The sequence below is a fragment of the Synechococcus sp. CBW1107 genome (assembly GCF_015841355.1).
In the GTDB taxonomy this organism is placed as follows: Bacteria; Cyanobacteriota; Cyanobacteriia; order PCC-6307; family Cyanobiaceae; genus Regnicoccus_A.
In genome coordinates this window covers 1,907,899-1,931,524 of sequence record NZ_CP064908.1, presented here as the reverse complement: position 1 = coordinate 1,931,524, position 23,626 = coordinate 1,907,899, and the positions used below count along the sequence as shown (strand labels likewise).

Annotated in this window: 19 protein-coding genes and 1 pseudogene; 4 read left to right on the top strand and 16 right to left on the bottom strand. The window is 64.5% G+C overall.

Annotated features, from left to right (window positions below; all coding sequences use genetic code 11):
• Nucleotides 1-41: 41 nt before the first annotated feature.
• Nucleotides 42-1,316: a bifunctional glutamate N-acetyltransferase/amino-acid acetyltransferase ArgJ gene (argJ, locus tag I1E95_RS09965; RefSeq protein WP_197161904.1), complete on the bottom strand. Its 1,275-nt coding sequence runs from the start codon at nt 1,314-1,316 to the stop codon at nt 42-44.
• Between the two features lie 45 nt (nt 1,317-1,361).
• On the opposite strand from argJ, the gene coaE reads away from it, so the two are divergent.
• The gene (gene coaE / locus I1E95_RS09960; RefSeq protein ID WP_197167381.1) at nt 1,362-2,051 is read left to right on the top strand and encodes a dephospho-CoA kinase; all 690 of its coding nucleotides are present in this window, start codon (nt 1,362-1,364) and stop codon (nt 2,049-2,051) included.
• On the opposite strand, the gene I1E95_RS09955 is transcribed toward coaE, so the two are convergent.
• From I1E95_RS09955 to gatB, 3 genes are all read right to left on the bottom strand, one after another.
• A complete protein-coding gene (locus I1E95_RS09955; protein WP_197161902.1) occupies nt 1,970-2,572 on the bottom strand; it encodes a chloramphenicol phosphotransferase CPT family protein in 603 nt (200 codons plus the stop codon). The genes coaE and I1E95_RS09955 overlap by 82 nt on opposite strands.
• Nucleotides 2,573-2,805: 233 nt before the next feature.
• The gene (locus I1E95_RS09950; protein ID WP_231594552.1) at nt 2,806-3,033 is read right to left on the bottom strand and encodes a hypothetical protein; all 228 of its coding nucleotides are present in this window, start codon (nt 3,031-3,033) and stop codon (nt 2,806-2,808) included.
• Between the two features lie 309 nt (nt 3,034-3,342).
• A complete protein-coding gene (gatB, locus tag I1E95_RS09945) occupies nt 3,343-4,833 on the bottom strand; it encodes an Asp-tRNA(Asn)/Glu-tRNA(Gln) amidotransferase subunit GatB (RefSeq protein ID WP_197161897.1) in 1,491 nt (496 codons plus the stop codon).
• 103 nt (nt 4,834-4,936) lie between these two features.
• Between gatB and I1E95_RS09940 the strand changes: the two genes are divergently transcribed.
• Nucleotides 4,937-6,043, top strand: a complete 1,107-nt coding sequence (locus tag I1E95_RS09940; RefSeq protein WP_197161894.1) for an FAD-dependent oxidoreductase — start codon at nt 4,937-4,939, stop codon at nt 6,041-6,043.
• Here I1E95_RS09940 and I1E95_RS09935 read toward each other — a convergent pair.
• The 9 genes from I1E95_RS09935 to I1E95_RS09895 all read right to left on the bottom strand — a co-directional run bounded on the left by I1E95_RS09935 (nt 6,009) and on the right by I1E95_RS09895 (nt 15,167).
• Nucleotides 6,009-7,892 carry an adenylate/guanylate cyclase domain-containing protein gene (locus tag I1E95_RS09935; RefSeq protein ID WP_197161891.1) on the bottom strand — a complete coding sequence of 628 codons (1,884 nt, stop codon included), beginning with the start codon at nt 7,890-7,892 and terminating at the stop codon, nt 6,009-6,011. The genes I1E95_RS09940 and I1E95_RS09935 overlap by 35 nt on opposite strands.
• A 77-nt stretch (nt 7,893-7,969) precedes the next feature.
• Nucleotides 7,970-8,737: a FecR domain-containing protein gene (locus tag I1E95_RS09930; RefSeq protein WP_197161888.1), complete on the bottom strand. Its 768-nt coding sequence runs from the start codon at nt 8,735-8,737 to the stop codon at nt 7,970-7,972.
• Between the two features lie 126 nt (nt 8,738-8,863).
• Nucleotides 8,864-10,714 (bottom strand): adenylate/guanylate cyclase domain-containing protein, encoded by a 1,851-nt coding sequence (locus tag I1E95_RS09925; RefSeq protein ID WP_197161885.1) that lies wholly within the window; start codon nt 10,712-10,714, stop codon nt 8,864-8,866.
• On the bottom strand, nt 10,711-11,400 hold the full coding sequence (locus I1E95_RS09920; protein WP_197161883.1) for a FecR family protein: 690 nt from the start codon (nt 11,398-11,400) through the stop codon (nt 10,711-10,713). Before I1E95_RS09920 ends, I1E95_RS09925 begins: the two co-directional genes overlap by 4 nt.
• 41 nt (nt 11,401-11,441) lie before the next feature.
• Nucleotides 11,442-11,900: a nucleoside-diphosphate kinase gene (gene ndk / locus I1E95_RS09915; protein ID WP_197167380.1), complete on the bottom strand. Its 459-nt coding sequence runs from the start codon at nt 11,898-11,900 to the stop codon at nt 11,442-11,444.
• Nucleotides 11,901-12,069: 169 nt separating this feature from the next.
• Nucleotides 12,070-12,483 (bottom strand): hypothetical protein, encoded by a 414-nt coding sequence (locus I1E95_RS09910; RefSeq protein WP_197161880.1) that lies wholly within the window; start codon nt 12,481-12,483, stop codon nt 12,070-12,072.
• An 83-nt stretch (nt 12,484-12,566) separates the two neighbouring features.
• Nucleotides 12,567-13,094: a hypothetical protein gene (locus I1E95_RS09905; protein WP_197161878.1), complete on the bottom strand. Its 528-nt coding sequence runs from the start codon at nt 13,092-13,094 to the stop codon at nt 12,567-12,569.
• 127 nt (nt 13,095-13,221) lie between these two features.
• Nucleotides 13,222-14,256: an IS5 family transposase gene (locus I1E95_RS09900; RefSeq protein ID WP_197161875.1), complete on the bottom strand. Its 1,035-nt coding sequence runs from the start codon at nt 14,254-14,256 to the stop codon at nt 13,222-13,224.
• A gap of 413 nt (nt 14,257-14,669) precedes the next feature.
• Nucleotides 14,670-15,167 (bottom strand): LuxR C-terminal-related transcriptional regulator, encoded by a 498-nt coding sequence (locus tag I1E95_RS09895; RefSeq protein WP_197161872.1) that lies wholly within the window; start codon nt 15,165-15,167, stop codon nt 14,670-14,672.
• A 107-nt stretch (nt 15,168-15,274) separates the two neighbouring features.
• On the opposite strand from I1E95_RS09895, the gene I1E95_RS09890 reads away from it, so the two are divergent.
• Entirely contained in the window at nt 15,275-16,768 is a 1,494-nt protein-coding gene (locus I1E95_RS09890) for an IS66 family transposase (RefSeq protein WP_231594537.1), read from the top strand.
• 559 nt (nt 16,769-17,327) lie between these two features.
• Nucleotides 17,328-17,945: a hypothetical protein gene (locus I1E95_RS09885; protein WP_231594551.1), complete on the top strand. Its 618-nt coding sequence runs from the start codon at nt 17,328-17,330 to the stop codon at nt 17,943-17,945.
• Nucleotides 17,946-18,026: 81 nt separating this feature from the next.
• On the opposite strand, the gene I1E95_RS16910 is transcribed toward I1E95_RS09885, so the two are convergent.
• From I1E95_RS16910 to I1E95_RS09875, 3 genes and pseudogenes are all read right to left on the bottom strand, one after another.
• Nucleotides 18,027-20,387, bottom strand: coding sequence for a tetratricopeptide repeat protein (locus I1E95_RS16910; protein WP_231594550.1), 2,361 nt, complete (start codon nt 20,385-20,387; stop codon nt 18,027-18,029).
• A 915-nt stretch (nt 20,388-21,302) separates the two neighbouring features.
• A pseudogene (locus I1E95_RS17255) lies at nt 21,303-21,890 on the bottom strand (FkbM family methyltransferase); the annotation flags it as partial.
• A 488-nt stretch (nt 21,891-22,378) separates the two neighbouring features.
• A complete protein-coding gene (locus tag I1E95_RS09875) occupies nt 22,379-23,290 on the bottom strand; it encodes a hypothetical protein (RefSeq protein ID WP_197161863.1) in 912 nt (303 codons plus the stop codon).
• Nucleotides 23,291-23,626: the final 336 nt, after the last annotated feature.

The following is a 23,626-nucleotide window of genomic DNA, read 5'->3' as shown; positions in this document are numbered from 1 at the left end:
GGATTCGAGGAAGTCTCCATCCTGCCTCCAGCCGCAAGCCTTCAGGTGGTGTAGTCGGCGTTGATGCGCACGTATTGATCCGAGAGATCACAGCCCCAGGCCAGGCCGGTGCCCGGGCCGGAGCCCACCAGCAGGCGGATGGCCACCGTGTCGTCGTGGAGATAGGCGCCGGCGGCGCGATCGGCCATGTAGCGGGAGGCCGCCGGACGATCGAAGGCCAGGGGCTGCCCAGCGGCCATCAGCTGGTGCTCGCCAAGCCAGAGGGCCACCGCTCCGGGATCGAAGGCCACGCCGGCGCGGCCCGCCGCCGCCACGATCCGGCCCCAGTTGGGGTCACGCCCATGGATGGCGCACTTCACCAGCGAGGAGCCGCAGATGGTGCGGGCGATCGCCCGGGCACCGGGATCATCCGGGGCTCCCTCCACCTGCACCTCGATCAGACAGGTGGCGCCCTCGCCGTCGCGGGCGATCGCCCTGGCCAGGTGCTGCGACACCGCCGTCAGGCCGGCCTCCAGCGCGCCCAGGTGCTCGGGGCTCAGGGGTTCCCCGGCGGCAAAGGCCAGGACCGTGTCGTTGGTGCTGGTGTCTCCGTCCACCGTGATCGCGTTGAAGGAGCGATCCACCGCCCGCCGCACCATGGCCTGCCAGAGCTCGGCCGGCACACCGGCATCGCAGCTGAGGTAGCCGAGCAATGTGGCCATGTCGGGATGGATCATCCCCGAGCCTTTGGCCATGCCGCCGAGGCGCACCCGCCGGCCGCCCAGATCAGCCTCCAGGGCGATCTGCTTGTCGGTCAGGTCGGTGGTGAGGATCGCGGTGGCAGCAGCGTCGCCCCCCTCGAGGCTGAGAGCCTCCACCAGGGGCTCGAGTCCCGCCAGCAGAGTGTCCATCGGGATCGGTACGCCGATCACACCGGTGGAGCAGATCAGCACCTCCTCGGCCGCCAGCCCCAGCCGATCCGCAAGGGCCTGGGTGGCTCGCAGGCTGTCGATCAGGCCGTGGTCACCGGTGCAGGCATTGGCCTGGCCGGAATTGGTCAGCACCGCCCGGGCATGGCCGCCCAAGGCCTGCAGTCGCTCGGCGCAGAGGTCCACGCAGGCGGCCCGCACCAGCGAGGTGGTGAAGGTACCGGCGCACACGGCCCCCTCCGGCGCCAGCAGCAGGGAGAGGTCGGGATTGCCAGAGGGCTTGAGACCGGCCGTGATCCCGGCCGCCAGGAAGCCATCGGGGGCGGTGAGGCCACCGGGGATGGTGTGCCAGAGGGCAGCGAGGGTCACGGCAGCAGGATGAGTGCTGCCATCCTGCCGAGCCGCCATGCCATGGCCCCCACCAACCCCCGGACCGAATCCCCGCTCCCAGCCATGCTGATCCGGCACCGCTGGCGTGGCGGGCAGCGCCGCATCGGTCTCACCGGCGGCATTGCCACGGGCAAGAGCAGCGTGGGGCGGTTCCTCGCCGAGCGCCATGGGTTGCCCGTGCTGGATGCCGACCGCTACGCCCGGGAGGCCCTGGCCCCCTGCAGCCAAGGGGAGCAGGCCGTGTTGGAGCGGTACGGCGACCGGGTGCGCCACGCGACAGGAGGGATCGATCGCGCCGCTCTCGGGCGGATCGTTTTCGCGGATGGGGCGGAGCGGGCCTGGCTGGAGGCACTGATCCATCCGCTGGTGCGAGCCCGCTTCGATGCCGATCTGGCTCGACTGGCCGCGGCCCCCGTGGTGGTGATGATGATCCCGCTTCTGTTCGAGGCGGGGCTGGAGGGACTGTGCAGCGAGGTCTGGCTGGTGGACTGCGACGAGGGCCAGCAACTGAAACGGCTGATAGCCCGCGACCGGCTCAGCGAGGCCGAGGCTCGCGCCCGAGTGGCGACCCAGTGGCCTCTGGAGCGCAAGCGGCAGCTCGCCGACCTGGTCATCGACAACCAGGGGGCCGCCACCTCATTGGCCGAGCGGGTCAAGGAGGCCGTGGAGGTTCAGACCCCATGCAGAGCGGAGACCACCCGATCCACGCAGTCCTCAGGCCCCAGCTGCCCGGAATCCACGGTCAGGTCATAGGTGCAGAAGCCATGCACCACGTCCGCCAGGCCACGAGCCCGGCCAAGGACGCGGTCGCCGCGGGCCCGCTCCCGTGCCTCGAGGATCGCCAGGTCACAGGTGATGCCCACGCTGAACACCCGCAGTCCGGCGAAGGCGGCTGTGCAGCTGTCCATCATCCCCTGATCATGCAGGACATGATCAAAAATCACGGCGTTGCCGCCATCCACCAGTGTGCGTACAACAGGTGCCATGGTCTCGATCAGGCGCTGGAAGACGGGTCCAAACACGGGCCGCACATCCAGTGGCTCCCCTTCTGCGGACACCCGATGCATCTGCACGCCCTCGGCGGTGAACGGATCGGTGTCGCCCTGCCGGGGCGTGTCTGCCCCCCTGTAATAGCGAGGGGCAGCGAAAAAGAGAACGTCGTCGAAACCGAGGCAGAGATAGGGGTGGCCAATCCGCGCCTGCAGCCGTCGACAGAGGGTGGACTTGCCCGCACTGGACGGTCCATTGACAAGGATGACGTCCGGCCAGTCCACGTCTTGAACCTGATCTCCAGCCTTCCGAGGTTATCCCGTGCGCTCTTCGCTTCAGCATCCCCAGCAGGATCCGGGCGGCATCGCTGCAGAGCAGGGACCTGAGCAGGCCTTGCGCGCGCAAGCTCAATGAAGATCTCTGTCGATCAAAGCCCGGCTACCTCCCAGCCTGGTGGCACTCTTGTTCACTCTCTGGGCCTGAGGGAGCCGCCATTGCAGAAGCGTGTCGCCCAGGCCTAATGCACATCCTTCGTATCGCCAGTGATGTTGTCAACGTGCCACACACCGTGCCACTTCACGGAGGTGTCATGGCAGGCCTCCCAGAGTTTCGCCTGCCGGGCGATGGGAACCAGTGATGCAGCGATGACGACAGCGCTGATGGTCGTGGCCAACTGAAGAACGATCCCCGCATGAACCCGGATCATCTCCCGCGGAGACAGTTTCTGGTCGTTGTGGTCGCTCATTGGGGTAACCGGGTGATCAGAGGCCATTTCAGCATTGGTGATCACTTTCAGGCCTCAATGCCACCCTTTGATGCTCTTGCAAGTGCTCGTGTCAGCCGTGAACCTCGCTTGGCGGCTGATCGGTGGCAGCTCCCCCAGTCGTGACAGCTGCTCTCCACACCCAACCAGCGGTTTTCGATAGCTCCAGGAGCAGAGTGCCAACTTCGAGCCGGTGCTCCTCAGCAGGTTGAAAGCTGCGAAGACTGCGTCTGGTGCACCGGCCATCAGTCACCACAGCCAGCTGCTGGCCATGGATTTCCGACTCAAACCTCAGCCCTTCAGCTGCTCGCTGAGGATGCGATTGGCGAGCTTGGGGTCGGCCCGGCCGCCGGTGCGCTTCATCAGCTGGCCCACGAAGAAGCCCTGAAGCTTGGTCTTGCCGCCGCGGAAGGCCTCCACCTCCGCCGGATGGGCGGCAAGCAGGTCCTGCACAACCGCCTGGATGGCGGCGGGATCACTGATCATGCCCAGGCCGCGCTCCGCCACGATCGCCCTGGCGGAGCCGCCCTTCTCCAGCAGCTCCGGCAGGATCTCCTTGGCGATCTTGCCGCTGATCGTGCCATCGTCGATCAGGCCCACCAGCTCCGCCAGTTCCTCGGGTTTCAGGGGCAGTTCGGTGATCGAGAGCTTGCCGGCATTGAGATAGGCGGCGATGTCGCCGGTGACCCAGTTGGCGACCGACTTGGCCTCGGCTCCGGCGGCCACGGCGGCTTCGAAGTATTCGGCCATCGCGCGTTCATCGGTGAGAACCCGGGCGTCGTAGATCGAGAGGCCGAGCTCCTCGGCGTAGCGATGGCGCTTGGCCGCCGGCAACTCGGGCAGCTCCGCGCGCCATCCCTCGCGCCGCTCGGCGGTCACCTCGATCGGGCCCAGATCCGGTTCGGGGAAGTACCGGTAATCGCTGCTCCCCTCCTTGCTGCGCATGCTCTTGGTGAGCTGCTTGCTCTCGTCCCAGAGGCGCGTTTCCTGCCGAATCGGCTCACCGGCCTCGATCGCCTTGACCTGCCGGGCGATCTCGTAATCACAGGCCTTCTGGATCGCCGAGAAGGAGTTCATGTTCTTGATCTCCACCTTCACACCGAACGGCTCATCCGGCCCACGGCGCACCGAGATGTTCACATCGCAGCGCAGGGAACCCTCCTGCATGTTGCCGTCGCTCACGCCCAGATAGCGCATGATCCGGCGGATCTCCGAGGCATACTCCGCCGCCTCACGGCCGGTGCGCAGATCGGGCTTGCTCACGATTTCGGCCAATGCCACGCCGGCCCGGTTGTAATCCACCAGCGAATGGGTGCTGCCGGCGAGGCGATCGCTGCCGGCATGCACCAGCTTGCCGGCGTCTTCCTCCATGTGCAGCCTCTCGATGCCGATCGTCTTGAGGTAGGTGTCCTTGCCCTTCTCGGCCACCTCCACCTCGATCCAGCCGTTCTCCGCGATCGGCTCGTCGTATTGGGAGATCTGGTAGTTCTTGGGGAGATCGGGATAGAAATACTGCTTGCGGTCGAACTTGCTGTGCTCAGCCACCTGCAGATTCAAGGCCAGTGCCGCCTTCACCGCATACTCCAGCACCTTCTCGTTGAGCACCGGCAGGGTGCCTGGGAGCCCCAGCACCACCGGATCGATATGGGTGTTGGGATCGTCGCCGTAGCTGGTGGAGGCCGCCGTGAAGATCTTGCTGGCGGTGCCCAGCTGCACATGGGTCTCGAGGCCGATCACCGCCTCCCATCCCCCTTCTCCGCTCACCCCGGTCATGGCCTTCATCCCGCCTGGGGCGATCCTATGCAGCAGGCCCCGTCCGGCCGCCGCCGCAGGGCGAGGCCATGGCCGAAGCTGAATATCCCCTGCGGACCCCAGAGCCGGCCCCATGAGCGTCCAGAGCGACCCCGTGCTGATCCTCGGTGGCGGCCTGATCGGTCTGGCGGTGGCCCACCAGCTGGCCCGCCGGGGAGAGCTGGTGCAGGTGCTCAGCCGGCGCCGCAGTGAGGCGGCGGGGTTCGTGGCCGCCGGGATGCTGGCCCCCCACGCCGAGGGAATCTCGGGCCCGCTGCTGGGCCTCGGCCAGGCCAGCCTGGAGCGGATTCCGGCCTGGGTGCAGCGGATCGAAGCCGACAGCGGCCTGAGCTGCGGCCTGCGGCCCTGCGGGATCGTGGTGCCCTTTGCCGCCGCCGAGCAGCGCGACGCCTACCCCACCGCCGCCTTCGGGGCGCCCCTGACGCGGGCCGAGCTGGAGCGGGAGATCCCCGGCCTCGGGCCCTCCTGGCAGGCCGGGCTGCTGTTCCCCCAGGACGGGCAGATCGACAACCGCCGGCAGCTGATGCGGGCCCTGGAGCGGGCCTGCGTGGAGCGGGGGGTGGCTTTCGAGGAAGGGGCTGAGGTGCTGGAGCTGGTGTGCCGGCAGGGTGATGCGCTCGAAGCGGTGCGCATCCGCCGTGCCCAGGGGGACGTCGCCACGATCCCCTGCCGGCGGGCGGTGCTGGCCTGCGGCGCCTGGAGCGCCCGGCTGATGCCTGCGCTGCCGGTGGCCCCCATCAAGGGGCAGATGCTCTCGCTGCAGGGGCCCCGGGACGCCTTGAAGCGGGTGCTGTTCGGTCCGGGGATCTACCTGGTGCCCCGGGAGGACGGCCTGCTGGTGGTGGGGGCCACCAGCGAGCCGGAGGCCGGCTTCGCGGAGGGTCTCACTCCCTTCGGGCAACGGGAGCTGCAGGCCGGCATCGAGGCGCTGCTGCCGGAAGCGGCCTGCTGGCCGCCGATGGAGCGCTGGTGGGGCTTCCGGCCCGGCACCCCGGATGAGGCGCCCCTGCTCGGCCCCGGTCCGATCCCGGGGCTCTGGCTGGCCACGGGCCACTACCGCAACGGTGTGCTGCTGGCGGCGATCACCGCGGAGCTGATCGCGGCGGCCATGGCACCGCAGCCAGACCCAGCGACGGCAGGGCTGCTCAAGGACTTCCGCTGGGACCGGTTCCCAGCGTGAACACGGGAATCTCCCCCATCCCCTTGACCGTGACCAGACCCAACGGGCTCACGGGGAATTCCCCACGGACCAGCTCGGCAGTGGCCGCATCGAACACCACCGGCACCTGCAGCGGACGGGTCTGACCCTCCAGGCGGCTGGCGAGGTTCACCGTGTCGCCGATCACGGTGAACTCCAGGCGCTGGGGACTGCCGATCTGACCCACCATCGCCGGACCGCTGGCCAGCCCGATGCCGCTGTTGAGGGGCTCGACCCCTTCGGCCCGCCAGGCGGTGTTGAGTTCCTCGAGGGCACGGCGCATGGCCCGGGCGCAATGGAGGGCCGCCAGGGCCTCCTCGCGCTCACCCCGGCCCAGGGGCGAGCCGAACACCGCCATCACCGCGTCGCCGATGAATTTGTCGATCGTGCCGCCATGGTCGGTGATCACCGCCACCATCGCGCCGAGGTAGCGGTTGAGCTGGCGCACATGCAGTTCGGTCTGCCCTTCCTTGCCGCGCTTCTGGGTGAGCTGGGTGAAGCCGATCAGGTCGGAGAACAGCACGGTCACCGGGCGGACGCGCCCGCGCAGCATGCCCTCGGCAGCGGTGGGGTCGGCCAGGATCTCGGCCACCACGCTGGGGGCCACGTAGCGCTCGAAGGTGCGCCGCAACCGGCGCCGCTCCGACTCCTCCCGCTGATAGGCCTCACCCCCATAGAGCAGGCCCAGCAGCACCAGACCTCCGGCGGGACCCAGCAGCGGCAGCCAGCGGTGGGCCTGCAGCAGGGTGAGCCAGCCCGCCAGGGCCAGGACCAGCAGGCCCGCCGCCACCCAGCCGAGACGCCAGCCCAGGCCTGCGCCCCGCAGGGCCACGGCTGCGACCAGCAGCAGGGGGAGCATGGCCAGCAGGGCCCTCCAGGGGGCGGAAGTGGGCCAGGGGGCCAACCCATCCCCCTGCAGGGAGTTGGCCGTGGCGGTGGCCAGGACTTCGAGGCCGGAAAGGCGTCCGAACGGGGTGGGGTTGCCGGCCTCCCCCTGGGAGACCACGGGTCCGACCAGCACCACGGAACCGTGGACGCGCGCGCGCAGGGGATGCCCCCGCCAACGGTCAGGGTCCAGCACCTCCCAGGCCGGGATGCGCGGGAAGGCGCCCTCAGGGCCATAGACGTTCAGGGCCATGGCGGGGTCGTGCTGACGGCTGCCGCGCCCGGCCAGGCGCAGCGCCGTGGCGGAGAGCGACGGAAACGGCGCGACGCCATTGGCGGGCAGCAGCCCGCGGCCGTAGGCCTCGGGGTGCCGCGGCGGCTCCCCGGGTTCGGCCGGCAGGGTGTTGCCGAGTCCGAGGCGGTCGGGCCCGCCCAGGGCGGTCAGCACCGCCTCCGGCCGGATCAGGGTCAGGCCTGAGGAACCCGTGCGCGCATCCTCCGGCTCCAGCATCTCGGCCGCCAGGGCCACCCGGCCCGGATGGCGGCGCAGCTCAACCGCCAGGGCCCGATCGTCGGCGGGGCCCAGGCTGCTGGGGCCCGCGAAGACCACATTGATGGCCACCACCCTGGCTCCGGCCTCGATCAGCCGGGAGGCCAGCAGCCCATAGGCGGCCCGGGGCCAGGGCAAGGTGCCGGTGCCCACCGCCCAGTCGGGCGGACGCTCCTGCGGCTGGCTCTGGTACCAGTCCCCCTGCTGAAGGGTGGCATCATCGATCGGCACCAGCACCACCTGCCCCGGCGGCGGGCGGCGGCCGCGCAGCACCAGCAGCTGGTCTTCCAGGCCCCGTTCCCAGGCGCGCCAGCGGCCGATGGGCCAGCCGCTGATCGCCCCCGCCAGCAGGGCCACACCAAGGGAGGCCGCCACCAGGGCGCGGGGTCGGCTCATGGCTGGAGGGGCTCCCTGAGCATGGTGGTCACCGCAGCACGCGCATCACCCTGGCCCTCATCGGGTTGGTTGCCCCATCAGAAGAAGCGCGGCAGCGCGAACGACGGAATCGAAGGGGTTGACGGCGCCGAGGGGATCGACACCGAGGGCATGGTGGAGCGCAGGTAGCTCTCGAGGGATCCGAAGGCCGGCAGCGGTGTGGTGAAGCCCTGGAACAGAGGCCCACCGAGAATCGCGTTGTAGTCGCCATTGCTGAGCTTGAGCAGGGTGAGCACCACTCCGGCCGGTGAGAGCTGCAGTTTCTCTCCGGCATTCACGGTGGTGGCCCCCCCGGGGGCAGGTTGTCCTCCGTTGAGAGGCTCCACCTCAACCGAGCCTTCGAGGACGGACAACTCGGTGCCGCCGCTCTCATCGACCGCGAGCAGGTAGTTGGTGCCGCGCACACTCAACCGCGACGAGCGGGTGCATCCCGCCTGTTTCCCGGAGACCAGCACCTGACCCTTGCTGAGCAGGAAGCAATCCTGACCGAGGCGGAGCAGGGAAAAGCGGTTGAGACGTCCGGCGGCCCCTGAGGGAAAACCCAGCTGGGCGCGACTGTTCCTGGTGCTCACCTCCTGGGGGGTGACCGCCTTGTCGTTCACCCTGGCCTGGCGCTCATCGATGAACAGCTCCTTGCCGTCGAGGATCTCCCGCACCGTGGCCGCCTCGGCGGCCCGCAGTGGCGCCGGCCGGAAGGGGATCGCCAGGCAGGCCAGCAGCGCAGCGGGAAGCAGCAGGCGGAGGTGTGCTGCCTGTGGGCGGACTGGCAGGGAGCCAACCACAGCCGGGCGGGGGAGCGGCGACATGGGTGCTGACGACGTGAGTGTTGACGACGTGAACCGTGACAGGTGGCGTGATGGCTCAGAGCCCAGCGGCCGTGAGCCGGAGGTTGCCCCGCAGATTCCTCATTGTGGCGGCGTCTGCCCTGCTCGTCACAGCGGCGCGCCGGCTCCGGATTCATCCGCCACCGGTGCCTCCGGCTCAAGACCCTGCAGGGCGAACACCCTCAGGGGATCGGGCCAGCCCTTGAGCGGATGTGGGCCAAGAGGCTCCACCACCAGCTCCCCCGGCAGCAGCGCCAGCAGATCGCCGCTGATCAGGATCGGATGCTGGGGATAACGACGGGTCAGCCCCTCCAGCCGGCTGGCCACGTTCACGCTGGCGCCCACCACGGTGAACTCGAGCCGCTGGCTGGAGCCGAGGTTGCCGGCGATCACCTCCCCCACATGCAGACCGATGCCATGGCGCAGGGGCGGACGGTTCTTCTCGGCCAACGCTCGATTGAGCGTCTGCAGACCTCGCTGCATCGCCAGAGCCGCACGCACCGCCGCGCGGGCCTCGATCTGGTCGCCGCGGCTGCGTGGCACCCCGAACTCCGCCATCACCGCATCGCCGATGAACTTGTCCAGCAGCCCCTGCTCAGACAGCACCGCCGCCGCCATCACCTCGAAGTAGCGGTTGAGCAGATCGAAGAGCTCCGCCGGCTCCAGGCTGGCACTCAGGGGGGTGAAGTCGACCAGATCGCTGAACAGCAACACACAGCGGCAGCGCACACCCGCGGCCTGGTTCCAGATCGGCGCGGGGTTGCGCAGGATGTCGTGGAGCAGGGTCGGGGAGATGCGGTGGGAGAGCACCTGATGCAGATAGGCCCGCTCCCGCAGCTCCTGCCGGGCCTGCCCGGCCGCGCGCAGGCCGCCCCCCAGCAGGGGAGCCAGCAGCAGCGCCGCGAGGGGCAGATCGAGCTGGGCCCAGAGCCAGAGTCCATAGGTGAGGCCAAGGCCAGCGGCCATCAGAGCCACAGCCACGGCGACCGTGCCCAGGGCCGACGATGGGCGCGCCAGCAGGGTCAGCGCACCGCCTCCCCAGAGGAGGAGCAACAGTCCCGTCGCGGGTCCCGACGCTGAGCGCAGTCCATCCTCCGCCAGCACATTGCCCACAGCGGTGGCCAGCACCTCACTGCCACTCATGGCGCCGAAGGGCGTTTCCAGCTGGTCTCCCAGCTCCGGTGCCGTGGCCCCGATCACCACCGTGCGGTTCTTCCAGATCCCTGTCGGTGCCTGCTGGATCCGCCAGGCCGACAGCGAGGGCAGGGTCCCGGCAGGACCGCGGTAGTTGAGGCCGAGCGGCTCCTCCTCCAGAGCATCCGGCCGCGCCAGGAACGCCATCGGCAGCGGATGGGGGAGGGCGAAGCCAGCCAGCTGCTCCCGCCACCAGCGTCGGCCCGGCACCGCCTCGGCCACGCCCGCCTCGCTCTGCAACAGAGTGGTCAGACCGGAGGGCCCAAGAGCCAGCAACGGACGCCGCAGCTTGATCTGCTCCAGACCCTGCCGCCGCTCCAGGGCATAACCGGTGGCGAGATGCACCCGCTGCCGCCAGGGGGTCAGCAGGGCCTGGGCCGCCGCGTCATCGGCGGGGCCGTATCGGCTGGGCTGGCTGTACTCGATGTTGATCATCACCCGCCGGGCACCACCCCGCAGGGCCGTGGCGGCCAGTTCCGCCTGAAGGGCCCTGGGCCACGGCCAGGGCCCCATGCGGCGCCACAACGGTGAGGCCTGACGTTCGTCGGTCCCGAGCAGATCCGCCAGGCGCAGGGACTCGCCGTCGATGGCCAGGATCAGGGGATCTGCAGGGGCCGTCCGCGGACCTCGCCAGCGGAAGAACTGCCCTCGCGCCTGACCATCGAGCCGTGCCAGGGCTGCACCCGGCGGGGTGAAGCGAAAGGCAGGCAGAGCCACCACCAGGGGCACAGCCAGCGCCAGCCACCAGACTCGTGGCCTCGTCACGGCAGGCGGTCGAGTTGCCGCTCCAGTTCGGGCAGGGTCTCCATCGGTGTGGAGAACCCGTTGAGCAGGGAGCTGGCACGGCGTCGGCGAGCCGCCTCCGCACGGCTCAGTCGACGCGGTGAACTCCAGCCACCGGCGGAATGCACCACTTCCTCACCGGTGTTGAGGGTGAAGCGCTGACCATTGCGGGCCTCCACCTCAACCGGACCTTCCCAGCTGAAGATCCGCAGAAGCGCCGGGCTGGCCTCGATGAACACCGTGGTGCCCGAGATCGAGGCGGTGCCCACCCGGGTCCTGATCCTCAGGGGCGGACCTGCGTTCCGCCCCGGGGTCAGCCAGCCGATGATCTGGCCGCGGCTGAGTTCCACCTCGCGGCGGCCGATCAGGGCGAGGGCGTCTCCCCCCAGGCGGAAGCGGCGTCCATCCGGAAAGGCCACCTGCAGCCTCCCTGGCGTGCGGGTGCGCAGCAGGGTGGCGGGCTCCAGGAGCTGCCCGCTGCGGGCGGCGGCCTCGGTTCCCCTGGGCGGAGTCACGTAAGCGGGCCTGGAGGGCACCTCCACCACCTGGGGCAGGACAGGCATCCCGCCGCGGGCCCCGGCCGGAAGGCCCTCCGCCAGCTGAGCAACACAGCTGAGTGCCAGGGTGCCTCTCAGCACCAGGGGGACGAGGGGAGTGAGGCGGGCCATGATTGCAGGTTGGAGGTTGCGCCAGGCCCCAGCCTGCACACTCAGTCCTCGCAGCGCCACACCTGATCGGCGGGAGTCCAGTCACTGAGTTCGGAGGGCTGGAACCACAGACCGATCTCGAACACGGCGGTTTCGGGCGCATCGGAGCCATGGATCACGTTGCGGCCGATGTTCACCGCCAGATCGCCGCGGATCGTGCCCGGCTCGGCCTCGAGGGGCTTGGTGGCGCCGATCAGCTTGCGGGCACTGGCGATCACCCCCTCCCCTTCCCAGACCATCGCCACCACCGGGCCGCTGGTGATGAACTCGACCAGGCCGGCGAAGAAGGGGCGCTCGCTGTGCACGCCGTAATGGCTTTCGGCCAGCTCACGGCTGGGCACCAGCTGCTTGAGACCCACCAGCTTGAAGCCCTTGCGCTCGAAGCGGCCGAGGATCTCGCCCACCAAGCCGCGCTGCACCCCATCGGGTTTGATGGCGAGAAAAGTGCGTTCGGTGGCCATGGCAGGGGCGCTGGAGGGCGAAGCCATCGTCTGTGCTGAGCCTGCCGCTTGGCAAGCGCGGGGGGGTATCAACAAGTGAACGCTTGCCATGTGCCTCTGAGCGGCTCAACCAACAAGCTCAATCGCGTGACTGCATCGATGGAAGGCTTTGTGGAGCCCGATTTCAGCTTCAAGGGAACAGGCTGGGGATCTCCAGACTTCCGTTCAGGCGAGGGATCAGCAGATCCAGATCAGGCCCGGTGCTGGGCAGCCGGGGCCCAGGAAGTAGATCCGGAGCTGGGGGGTCATCGGCGTCACAGCTGATTGATCCTTGGCCTGTGCGGATGCAACGGGTGCCAACACGCTGCTGTCCCCCGCCACTGGCGGTGTCACAGGTGGTGGTGCCATCACGCCCTCGCACGCAGGTGAAACTGCTGCCGCTGGAGGAGCTGCAGCTGGTGGTTCCGCCACTGCTGGGGGTGCAGACCAGAGTTTCACCGCCATCCCAGCCTTCACAACTGGAGGTGCCATCGGAATTGTTGACGCAATAGATCTCGAACGTTGAAGCGTGGGCGGCAGGGGTGACGGCAGGGGTGGACAGCAAAACAGGGAGCAGCAGCCTGGGGCCTAGCCAACGAAGCAACAGGCGCTCTCTATGCAGAAGACTCCTGAACCAAGCAAGACTCATCAGGCACCTTCTGAGGCTGAGGAAAGCGTTTGGTTAGGGGGGATGGCTGAGAGTGGAGTGGGGGAAGCCCGGGGAGGCATCGGCCTGATCAATCCAGCCTGCCCTGGCAGGGGAGCCGCCTGGCTCGCCGTCGGGGGAAGGGGTTTCTGGCCGATGGGTGTGACACCCCGGCAGATCTCGGCGTAGACACCAGAGAGGGTGGCCACCCGCATCAGTTCCACGCACTTGATGGCTGTGACGAGATTGATGTCGGCTTGGACTTTGTTGGCCTCGATGGTGGCACGCGCCACGTTCGCCATCAAGGCCTGAACCTGAGCCTTGCCGATCTCCTTGCAGATTTCTGCGTTCGCACCGCCGATGGGCAAAGTGAACGTCACGATGCCGCCATAGTTGTTGCTGTTGACTGTGGCGCCGAGCACATCGCCATCACTGGAGCCCTCGCCGTTGCCGCTGAAGCCGGCAACGGCGAGGGTGGGCGTGGGGCAGTTGATGCCGGGGCCAAAGCCATAGAATGTGCTGGTGGGCACCTCGAATAATCAGCACAAATAGGAAATCTTGCGGACATAAAAATGCCGCCATGGAGGCGGCTACGCAAGAAAGCATTATATCAACTATTGACGAGTTTCACTGAACCGTATCACTTCTATGAGTGACTCATGCAACCACTACTACGTGGGCAGAGCGCTGGAGATAGCGCAGTAAATTAAATGTTAGGTTCTTGAGACCCCACCAAGCCTCGTTCCTTTCTAGCCCAATCTTTCTTGTCAGCTTTCCACCCATGGACATGGTCATGCAGCCAAAGACATGCTCGACACAAGCTCTGATCGACGACTTAAGACGATTTAATTCCTTGGCTGCGTCGCTAAGCGGATGATTGCGAGCGCCTTTTTCGTGGATCAGGCTTTCGAAGCCACCGAGACTCAGAAGAGCATCAAAGCATTCGCCGGAATATGCTGAGTCTGCCCAGACATAGTCATGCTCGTTTTCTGGATCAAGCAGAAGTGGAAGCATCTGGCTGTCGTGGATATTGGCAGGAGTGACAGCATATCGGCGTATGAATCCATGGTCGACATCGATGCAAATACTGTTCTTGTAACCGTAGTAACTGAGGCCGTTCTTTTGTGTCCAGCGAGCGTCTAAATCCTTTTGCTGCAAGCGGTCTAGGTTTTCATCCCAGCCCTCTGGCAGCCTTCCGGCTTTGATTTCCTTGTTCTCCTCGCGGGTATTGCGTTGCTTGGGAACAGGGACGAGAGTCGCGTCAATGATCTGACCACCCCGGGCTTGGAGACCCTGAGAGCGCAGGTATTCCTCAAACATCTCAAAGAGTTCCTCGATAACTCCCGCCTTGCGCAGTCGCTCTCTGAAGAAGGCGACTGTGGTGGCATCTGGTATGTCATTCATCACCCCAAGACCAACAAACCCCTCGAAGGAGCGACGGTCATTTACTTGGAATTCGATCTCTTCATCACTTAAATTAAATAGCTGCTGGAGCACCAGCATCTTGAAAAGAATCAGTGGGTCGATTCTCTTGCGTCCAGCATTGCTTTTGCGCTCCTGGCTATAGCCCTTGTCAAGCAAAGGGCGGAAAGATTCCCAGGGAATCGATTCTGCGAGACGGATCAGAACCGGCTTCTTCTCTTGGAGCTTTGCAACTCTTTGTTGTTCGTCCCAGAAACCTCGCTGGCCCATAGAAAGTATGTAATCGGTATGGCCTAGTATAATCTAAATCCGGACGTTATCAAGCGGTCTTACGATTTTTCGAGGTGCCCTGGTGTTAATCTGGGAATTGTTCTGGTTGTTGACCGTGGTACCGGCGGAATTGGCAGCCGAATTGGCACTGGCGCTCTGAGCCTGGCTGGCTCGGGGAGTCAGCCAAGACAATCCGAACAGACCCACAGCAGCCAGCAGGCACAGGAGCAGCTTGGGCGTTAACTGACGATAATTACAAGTCAGGAGGCGGTAATTTAAAAGCATAATTTTGAAAAACAACAATAATGAAGATTTTAAGTGGCAGCCGTTAAGAATTTTAACGGCGCTCAGGTCGGCTGAAATTTAGCCCATAACAGCCTGAGGGAGTGCATTGATCCACTCCCTCAGGCCCCTCAAGGATCAGGGATTGGCGTGGGGCCCGCGCCAGGCGGCGGCGGGAAACCGAGGCTGGTGGCATGGAGTACAAAGCTGATGCGGTTGGAGTAGCCCAGCTTGCGCATCAGATCGCGCACATAGGAGCGCACCGTGGCCAAGGAGTAGTGCAGAGCGTCGGCGATCTCCCGGTTGCTGCGGCCGGCGCAGAGGTGGAGCAGCAGCCGTTCCTCCCGCTCCGACCAGTGCTGGCGCGGCAGGGTGGCGGCGCTGGCGTCGTGGGGTCCCTCAGTCATGAGGGCCTGCATGGCCAGGCATACGGCAGGGCTGCGGTAGGTCTCACCGCCATACGCCGCTTTGATCGCCCGAACCAAGGGGCGGTCCGGCGTGAGCATGTCGCGATCAGCAATGATCCAGTTGGCGCTGCACTGCAGCAGCTGAGGGGAGGCCAGGCTGGCGGGATCCAGCAAAAACAGGCCAATCAACAGATCGGGCCTGAGCTTGTGCGCCTGCTCCACCAGGTCGTATCCGTTCAGGGGGCGTGACAGCTCGCGGCGAACATCGGCCCTGCTGAACCCTTGACGACAGCTTGATTTCCGGTTGCATCTCAGGTAGAGACCCGCCTATGATGACCGCACATCCGGCTGGAATTCCAGAAGCCGACTGGCTGGAAACTCCCGCCAGCGTCAGAGCGCTGATCAACGCCCAGCAGCAGGAGATCGAGCTGTTGCGCGGCCAACTCACCTCCTTGGCCACCGAGTTGGCAAACCTGCGTGAGCGGATCGGACGCAGCTCTCGCAACTCATCCAAACCTCCCTCCAGTGATGGTCTGGGTTTTAAGCCGCCAGAACGGCGCAAGGGCAGTGGCCGCAAGCGGGGCGGCCAGCAGGGCCATCCCGGATCCGGACCAGAGCTGCTGTCGATCGAGCGGGTGGATCAGGTGGTGGATCACCACCCTGATGCCTGCCGCCGCTGTGGCACCTTGCTCCAGGGAGAGGATCTCGATCCCCTGCGCCATCAGGTGATCGAGATCCCGCCGATTACCCCGCTGGTGATCGAGCACCGGCTGCATCGCCTGGTCTGCCCCTGCTGTTCCACCAGCACCTGCGCCTCGTTGCCGGCGGATGTGGAGGCCAGTCACTACGGCCCAAGGCTCAGTGCACTGGTGGGCCTGCTGGGCAGTGCCTTTCCGTTGAGTTTCAGCAAGACCCAGGCCCTGCTCCAGCAGCTGGTAGGAGTGGAGATGAGCCGCGGCGCGATTGGACGGGTCCGCCAGCGCTTGAGTGCAGCACTGGAGCAGCCCATGCAGGAGGCCCTTGCTTTTGCCCGCGTGCAGCCGGTGGCCTACGTAGATGAAACTGGCGCCCCCACCGGCAATGCCGACGGCAACAATCCCACTGGAAAGCGGGGCTGGCAGTGGGTCATGGTCACCGCCGTGGTGACGGTATTTGTGCAAGGGCTGAGTCGATCGACGACCGCTGCCATCGAGCTGCTGGGGAACGCCTTTGGCGGGATTGTGGTGAGCGATCGCTTCTCGGCCTACAACCACCTGCCCACCAAGCAGCGCCAGCTGTGCTGGGCGCACCTGATCCGCGACCTGACGGCCATCGCCGAACGCCCGGGCGCCAGCGCTGAATTCGGAGCCCAGCTGCTGGGCCTGCAGCAGCAGCTGTTTGGCCACTGGCACCGCTACAAGGAGGGAAAGATTGACTGGCCCGCCTTGCAGCAAAGCTGCCGGCCGATCCGCCAGACCTTTGAGACCACGCTGCAGCGGGTAGTAGAGCTCGGCTACCAGCGCGGCGAGCGAACGCCTTGGGCCAGCACAGTGCGCACGTGCCAGCAGCTCCAGAAGGTGACAGGTGGGTTGTGGACCTTCCTGGAGAACGAGGGAATAGAGCCCACCAACAACGCCGCAGAACGTGCCCTGCGCCAATCGGTGATTCAGCGCAAGATCAGTCAAGGAGTCCAATCCCGCCAAGGTGCGATCTGCCGGAGCCGCCTGCTCACGGTCACCACTACCCTCAGGCAACAGGGGCGGGATGTCTGGGAGTTCCTGGAGCAGGCCTGGATCGCCCATCACCGCGATGGGGTGATGCCGTCACTGCTGAGCGATCCCTGAAGGCAGAAGAAAGGACAAGGAAGAGTCTCTGATCGCTCAGCGGTGAGCGATCAGGCTTGCATTCGTGCGGTGGGGCGTCCCGACCCCTGAACGCATACACCAGGTCAAAGCCGTGGATGTCATCGAGGCCATCCTCAAGGATCATGATGTGGCAGGGAACGCTCGTGCGCAGATGCGCTAGCGCGCATGTCCCGCTAGTGGTCATCACCCGGTGCCGATCCGAGAAGGGGAGCAGGCTGTAGATCCCAGCAAGCATCATGCGGCTGCGAAATACCACCAGCCGCTGCTCCTTCCCCCGCAACACCGATCCGATAGAGACAAATAGCCAACGTAGACAGGATTTCTCCAGTGAGGAGAGATCGAGGATCTGGCTGTTTGTTGAATTCACGGGGGGGGGGGGGGGCATTCATCACTGAGAGGAAGCTGGGGCTGATCAATTCGGATCACCCTATCGATAGGGTAGCTTCAAAAACTGTCAATGGTTGGGCCTTTTTCCGCTTAGAACTGCACCCGGCACTAAGGCCCACACTTGGCCCATGTTCTCACGCCGTTCACTCCAATGAATCCCAAGCTCAAGCTCAGCCTCACCGTTGCCGGCGCAGGCCTTGCCGCCATTGGCCAAGGCTCCATGATGTCCGAAGCGCTGGCTGGCCCCAGCCTCACCGGCAACAGCACCCAGACTTTCGAGGCTGGTGCTGATTACAACCTTCAGTACGGCCAGTCGATCGAAGTGCTCGGCAATACCCCGAGCTCGCTCAATCCCTTCCAGGTCACGGCCGTTAACACCGCCCTGTCTGCCACGGGTGTTGGGGTTCTTGAAGGCAATGCCGGCACCTCCACCCTGACGGCTTCTTTCGACCGCAACGGATTCGGCGCCACCACTAACACCGGTAGCACACTGGCAACCCCTTCGTTCGCGGTGCAGGCGGCGATCGTTCCCTTGGGAGGCCAGGGTGGCACCGGTGGCATCACCACCGCTACCTCGTCCATTATCTTCGCCACCCCTACGGCTGTGGTGCTGAACCAATCCTCGGCTGCGGGCATCACCGTCATCGGTGCTGGTACCGATACCGGCGTCGTTGGTGCCAGCATCACAGCAGAGAATCAAGGCGCCAGCGGCGTCACAGGCAGCTTCACCGACAGCCTGACCGTGATCAACTCTCTCACGGCCTTCTGATCGAAGCGCTTGCTTCAACTTGTTTCAGGGCACGGCGAAAGCCGTGCTTTTTTTTGGCTTTGCCGGGCGGAGCCCGCGGGTTCAGCTGCCGCCGCTGGCGCACTGCTGAAGCATCTGCTCGAAGGCCTGCTCCAGGGCACGGCAGAGGGAGGCGCCATCCCAGAGTTCAGAGGCGCGCACCTGCCGATGCAACTGCCGCTTGAGCTGGTTGGGCACACGCTCGCTGCTGGCGGCCAGCTCAGCGGCCTGGGCCGCAAAGGCCGCAGGCTCACGGCTGATCCAGTCTGCGCAGCCCAGGGCGGTGAGGGCGGAGGAGCTCATGCGGCCGCCCATCCAGTCGCTCTGGATCGCCAGGAGCGGCACACCCATGCAGAGCGCCTCGAAGCCGGTGGTGGCACTGGTCATCGGTGTGGTGTCGAAGGCGATGTCCACCCGGTTGTAAAGGTCCATGTGGGCATGCCAGTCGGCCACATGGCCGATGAAACTGAGCCGCTCGGGCGCCACGCCACGGCTCTGCAACTGCCGCCGCACACGGCTCTGCACGGAGGGCTCAAGGGCTTTGCCGTCTTTGATCAGCATCTGGGCCGCCGGCACCGCCTGCAGGGCCGCCGCCCAGAAGTCGGCGCAGCGGTCGGTGAGTTTGAGCAGATTGTTGAAGGATCCGAAGGTGAGCGGCGCGCCTTCCAGGCGGTCAGTCAGGGGTGGCGGCGTGAAGGTGGGGGCATAGGTGGACCAGCAGCGGGGCAGGCTCCAGAGCCGTTCCGTGAACTGGTTCTGCAGCTGGGGCGGCGTCAGCACCGCATCACCGATCATGTAATCCATGCTGGCCAGGCCGGTGCTGCCGCAGAAACCCACGTAGTGGCACTGCACCGGCGCCACCCGGTGGCGCAGCACCGGCAGCCGGTTGTGGGCTGTCCAGCTGCTGGTCTCCATCAGCACGGCACAGCCCTGGCGGCGCAGCAGCGCCACCGCTTCCGCCTCCCCCAGGCCAGTGAGATCCACCACCTCATCCGCCAGCTGCTCCAGGTCTCGGGCGCGGGCTTCGCGGCGGCGGTGGCTGAGGGCCAGCACCAGCTGAAAACGACGGCGATCGAGGCCACGCAACAACGGCTCAAGGAAGCAGCTCACGGCATGGTCGCCGATGTCGCCCGAGAGCAGCAGCAGCCGAATCGGTGCGGCAGCGGCCAGGGCCTGGGCGGCCAGCGCCGCCCGTGGCGGGAAGGGGGCCACGGCAGCGGCTGGGAAGCGGGCCCAGAACTGTTCCGCATCGGCGCGGATGCGCTCGCCCTGCTCGCCGCGGAGAAACAATTCGGTGAAAAACAGCGCACAGCCGGCCTCATAGGAACCAGGCTTCAGCTCCAGCGCCTGCCTGTAGGCGTCGATCGCGGCCTGGGTCTCACCCTCCCCCGCCCGCATCCAGCCGCGGCAGTAATGGGCTTCAGACAAGCTGGGATCAAGCTGCAGCGCTTGATCAAGGGCCGCATGGGCTTCCGCGTAGCGCTTCAGGGTCTCGAGCACAGCGGCCTGGGCAAGGTGGCCCCGGGCATTGTCGGGCTGCAGATGCAGCAGGTCCTCGCTCGCCTCAAGCGCCTCTTCTGGCCGGCGCAGCTCGTCGAGAATCTTGATCCTGCTCCAGTGGATCGGCAGCCAGTCGGGCCGGATCGCCAGCCCCTGCTCCGCCACCAGCAGGCCCTGCTCCAGATCACCGAGCTCCTGCAGGGCCAGAGCCAGGCCGGCGTAGGCGCCGGCCTCATCGGGCTTGCACTGAATAGCCGTGCGGTATGCCGTGATCGCCTCCGGCAGGCGATGGAGCTCGCGCAGCCCATCGCCCAGATGCAGATGGGGTTGCGGCAGGCTGGGGTTGAGCGCGATCGCCTGGCGCTGGCTGGCGAGCCCCGCCTCGCTCTGGCCATCGGCCAGCAGGGCGATGCCGAGGTTGGAGAGGGCTTCGGGATAGGCCGGCTTGAGGCGCAGCGCCTCGCGGAAGGCGGCGATCGCCTCCTGGCGGCAATCACCGCGGCTGCGCAGGGCCACACCCAGGTTCGACCAGGCGGCGGCGTAGGCCGGCCTGAGCCGCAGCGCCTCACGGTGGTGGTCGATCGCCTCCTGCAGCTGGCCGCGGTCTTGTAGGGCCACGCCCAGGCCGGTGTGGGCTTCGGGCAGGGCGGCATTGAGGGCGATTGCCTGGCGGAAGGCGGTGATCGCCTCCTCGGAGCGGCCGCCTGACTGCAGCGCATTGCCGAGGTTGAGCAGGGCCTCGGGATAGGCGGGCTGCAGGGCGATCGCTCGCTCCAGCAGCGGAATCGATTCAGCCGAGCGGCCAGCGATCTGGTGCAGGGCGGCCAGGTTGGTGCACACCTGGGCATCGGCCTGGCCGGAGGCCAGCAGCTGCTCATAGATCTGCTGGGCTTCGCCGTAGCGCTCGGCCCCGATCAGCTCCATGGCCTGCTGCTTGTTCTGTTGCAGCGTGGCTGAAGCAGTGTTTGGTTGCGTGGCCTGCCGTGAAGGCAGCCGATCAGCAGCAGTAGCAGCAGCAGCAGCAGCAGACATCAGTCCAGTGCCAAAACGTTTGCTTACTAGATCGATGCGCCTTTGTATAACCTCCTTGCCAAAACCGAGAAAAGCCAGTCTCTCAAGTCTCGGGACTGCTGATGCACCAGAAAAAAATCCTGAGTAACTGCCAAATCTTTCGGCTGCCGACAACGAAGCAGCTTCAAGCCAGTCATCAATCCTATTTTCGGTATCCACAGTGTCAAAATGTGGGTCGGGGCAGAGGAAAGGTTCATCGTGAAGAACATCCCCGCCAAACTGAACCTCATGGAGCAGCATGTTCACCGCCTGCATTGCGACTTGGCGCATGCCAAGAGCCATCGCCACTCTTGCAAGGCTTGCCCAGCGGGTACTAGGGCATTCTGGTTGGCACTCTTTCTTCAGCAAAGCAAAGCTTTCCGCAAGGGCTACATAACGCCTAGCAATCGGCGAACTGCAATCCTGAGAGGCTCTCCAGAAAGCTAATGCTTGACGAATGGCGCTTTGTTCTGGCTGTGCAGCTGTTCCATCCCATTGAAGTGAAAGGCTACGAACATAAGGTTGATTTTTTACATCACAAATCCACGATTCATAATCAGGTTTTTCATAGACTTGGACTCTCTCTGCATGTTCTAGAAGTTTTCCCGCGGCAGCCAGACGCTTGATCCGCTCCGGTTTGGCTGCGAATAAATTCAGCAGATAACCATCCACGCCATCAGCGGGATCAAAGGGAAGCAGAACATCTAGTCCAGGAACAAGATAAAAACACTGGTAGCCAATCTCTTCAAATCTGGCGACTAGGTCCAAATGCAGCTCTATTCCCGCCTTCACCTCGAACATCACCAACGGGGAAAGGACCTGAAAGAAGCGCACTCCTCCGAGCAGGATGCGTTCCTCCTCTCCTTCAGCGTCAATCTTGAGCAGATCCACATTAGCCCATTTAAATCGCTGCAGGCAGGCGTCAAGTGTGGACACTTGAACATCCTCTCCAGGCCCTACCACCGAGGCAGCGCTTTGGGAATCCAGGCTGGCCAGACTATTCAGTTCAGACTGCCCTGGCGTCTGCAGCCAGGCAATACCTTCGCGATTTGATAGCGCCTTTTGCACCACCTTAAGCCAATTCAAGGCATTGGCTGATGCACTTTCTGCGAGCAACCCTGCTGTATTTGCGGCCGGCTCAAAGGCCCACACCTGCCCAGATGGACCTACTTTCTTTGCCAAAGAGAGGGCGTAGACTCCATAGTTGGCTCCGACATCCACGACGGTATCGCCAGGCTCAATAAGGCCACGAAGAAACTTGATTTCATCTTCAAACCAGTCTCCCTGCTCCTGAAGCACATAAGATGTGATGTGCTCGAGCGAATTAGGCACGACGACCTTGATGCCATCTACCAGCTCAACTGCGATGGTTGACATCTGGCTTGGCATGACTCGAACTGCTTTGGCTTCAGACGATTCTATCAGTGGATTTGGCCCAAAAAGTCTCAGAGGCGGCGGGGGGCGCTGCAACATCGACTGCTTTGCTGAACCCTTGACTTCCTCAGCTTGAATTCTGATTATGTATTCGGCAGAAAATGCATTGCATGAGCAGCCCTGCAGAGCAAATTTTGCAATTGGTCTGGTTGTCGTAGCCGGACGTCACACTCATTGCTCACAGGGGATGTACAGCGATAGGCGGCGCGGGCAAATTGACAACTAGCTAATGCGTCCACCGCTTTCTTCAAAGCATGTCGGCTGGCATTGACCGCTGCAACAATCTAGAAATCAATGAATCGGATTCGGGAACCATGATGCCCACTACCTGGGCGAAATTACTGAGTGATCCTGCGTTGGAATCAAATCGTAAATGAGGTTATCGTGATGAAGATCGGCGATAATAAGTATTCTGCATCCTGATTACCGGTTCATAGCTTGTAAGGGCTAAAGATTGCATCCACCAGATCCTCATAGCCAAGGCTGATCAGGCAGGAATAGTATTGATTGGCGAAGCTGTGCAAAGCAGGCCTGGAGAAATAGCGGGCAAATGCCTGAGTTCCCGGCTGATAGGCAGAAACCTGGGCCTGAGCCTCGCTGGCCTGCCCTTGCTGCTGCTTCTGCAGGCGCAATGCATCGAGCAGCAGAGCCTGATCGCAGCCTAGAAACTCGCTTAAGGGGCTGGCGATGGCCGCAAAGCCGTCGCTGGCGGCTTTCACCAAATGATCTTGGCGCAGCTTCAACACCGGCCTACCACTCACATCATAACTGGAGCCATAGAAGGCCCAGGGGCCAGCCATGGCATGAAAGAAGGGAATCACGGTGCCTGAATTAGAAAATGAGAGCAGGCAGCGATCGAGAATGCCGGCATCGCGCAGTGATTCCAATGTGAACTGCTCCAGGAAAGCCTGCCGATCCTGCGCATAGGCATAGCCTGGTAGCAGGCTTTCCAGGGATCCCGTAATCGCTGGCGGCAGCTGATCAGTTGTGGCGATACTTGCTGAATAGCGCACAAACAGAAGTGCACACAACAGCGCATCAAAAGGATCGCTGAGTGTGAGCACAATCCTGGATACAGATCCGAAATAGATCTGATCCAGTTGCTTGTATCGCAATGGTTCTTGCGTCATGATATTGACACATTCACCAGGCAGGCATGGATTGGGCTCAGGTATCTTCTGCGCTGGAGCCTGTAGGTCGCTTTTGAGCCTGTAAATCTCATGCAGCCTGGCAGAACCAGAATCAGGCTGACCACCGCCATGCAATTCTGCCGCCAAGCAAAGGGCGGCGCTGAGCTGGCTGTTCCCCGATCCAGGATATCCAGCAAAAAGGATGGTGTTCATGGCGTAGCCGCTGTGCTCATGAGACTGGTTGTCAACCCGGCGAAAGGTAAAGCTTGGTGGCGGAGCGCTGAACACGCCCAGTGATCAAACAAGAATTTCAATTGATCCACTGGCTGGCTGGTACAGCCACCTCACGAAACCAACTTTACCCGCTCAGGGGCTGTATCGCAGCAGCGCAGCCTGCCAGCGTTGACCAATGAACGCTCACCGCTGTGGCAGTGAGGGCTGATCTGGTCGTGCTCTAAGGCTGCAAGCCAGATTCAATCTGTTGCAAAGAATGGACGAAGCACGCATTGATCCATCTCGGCCTCTGAGCCCGGAGGGAACGATTCTGTT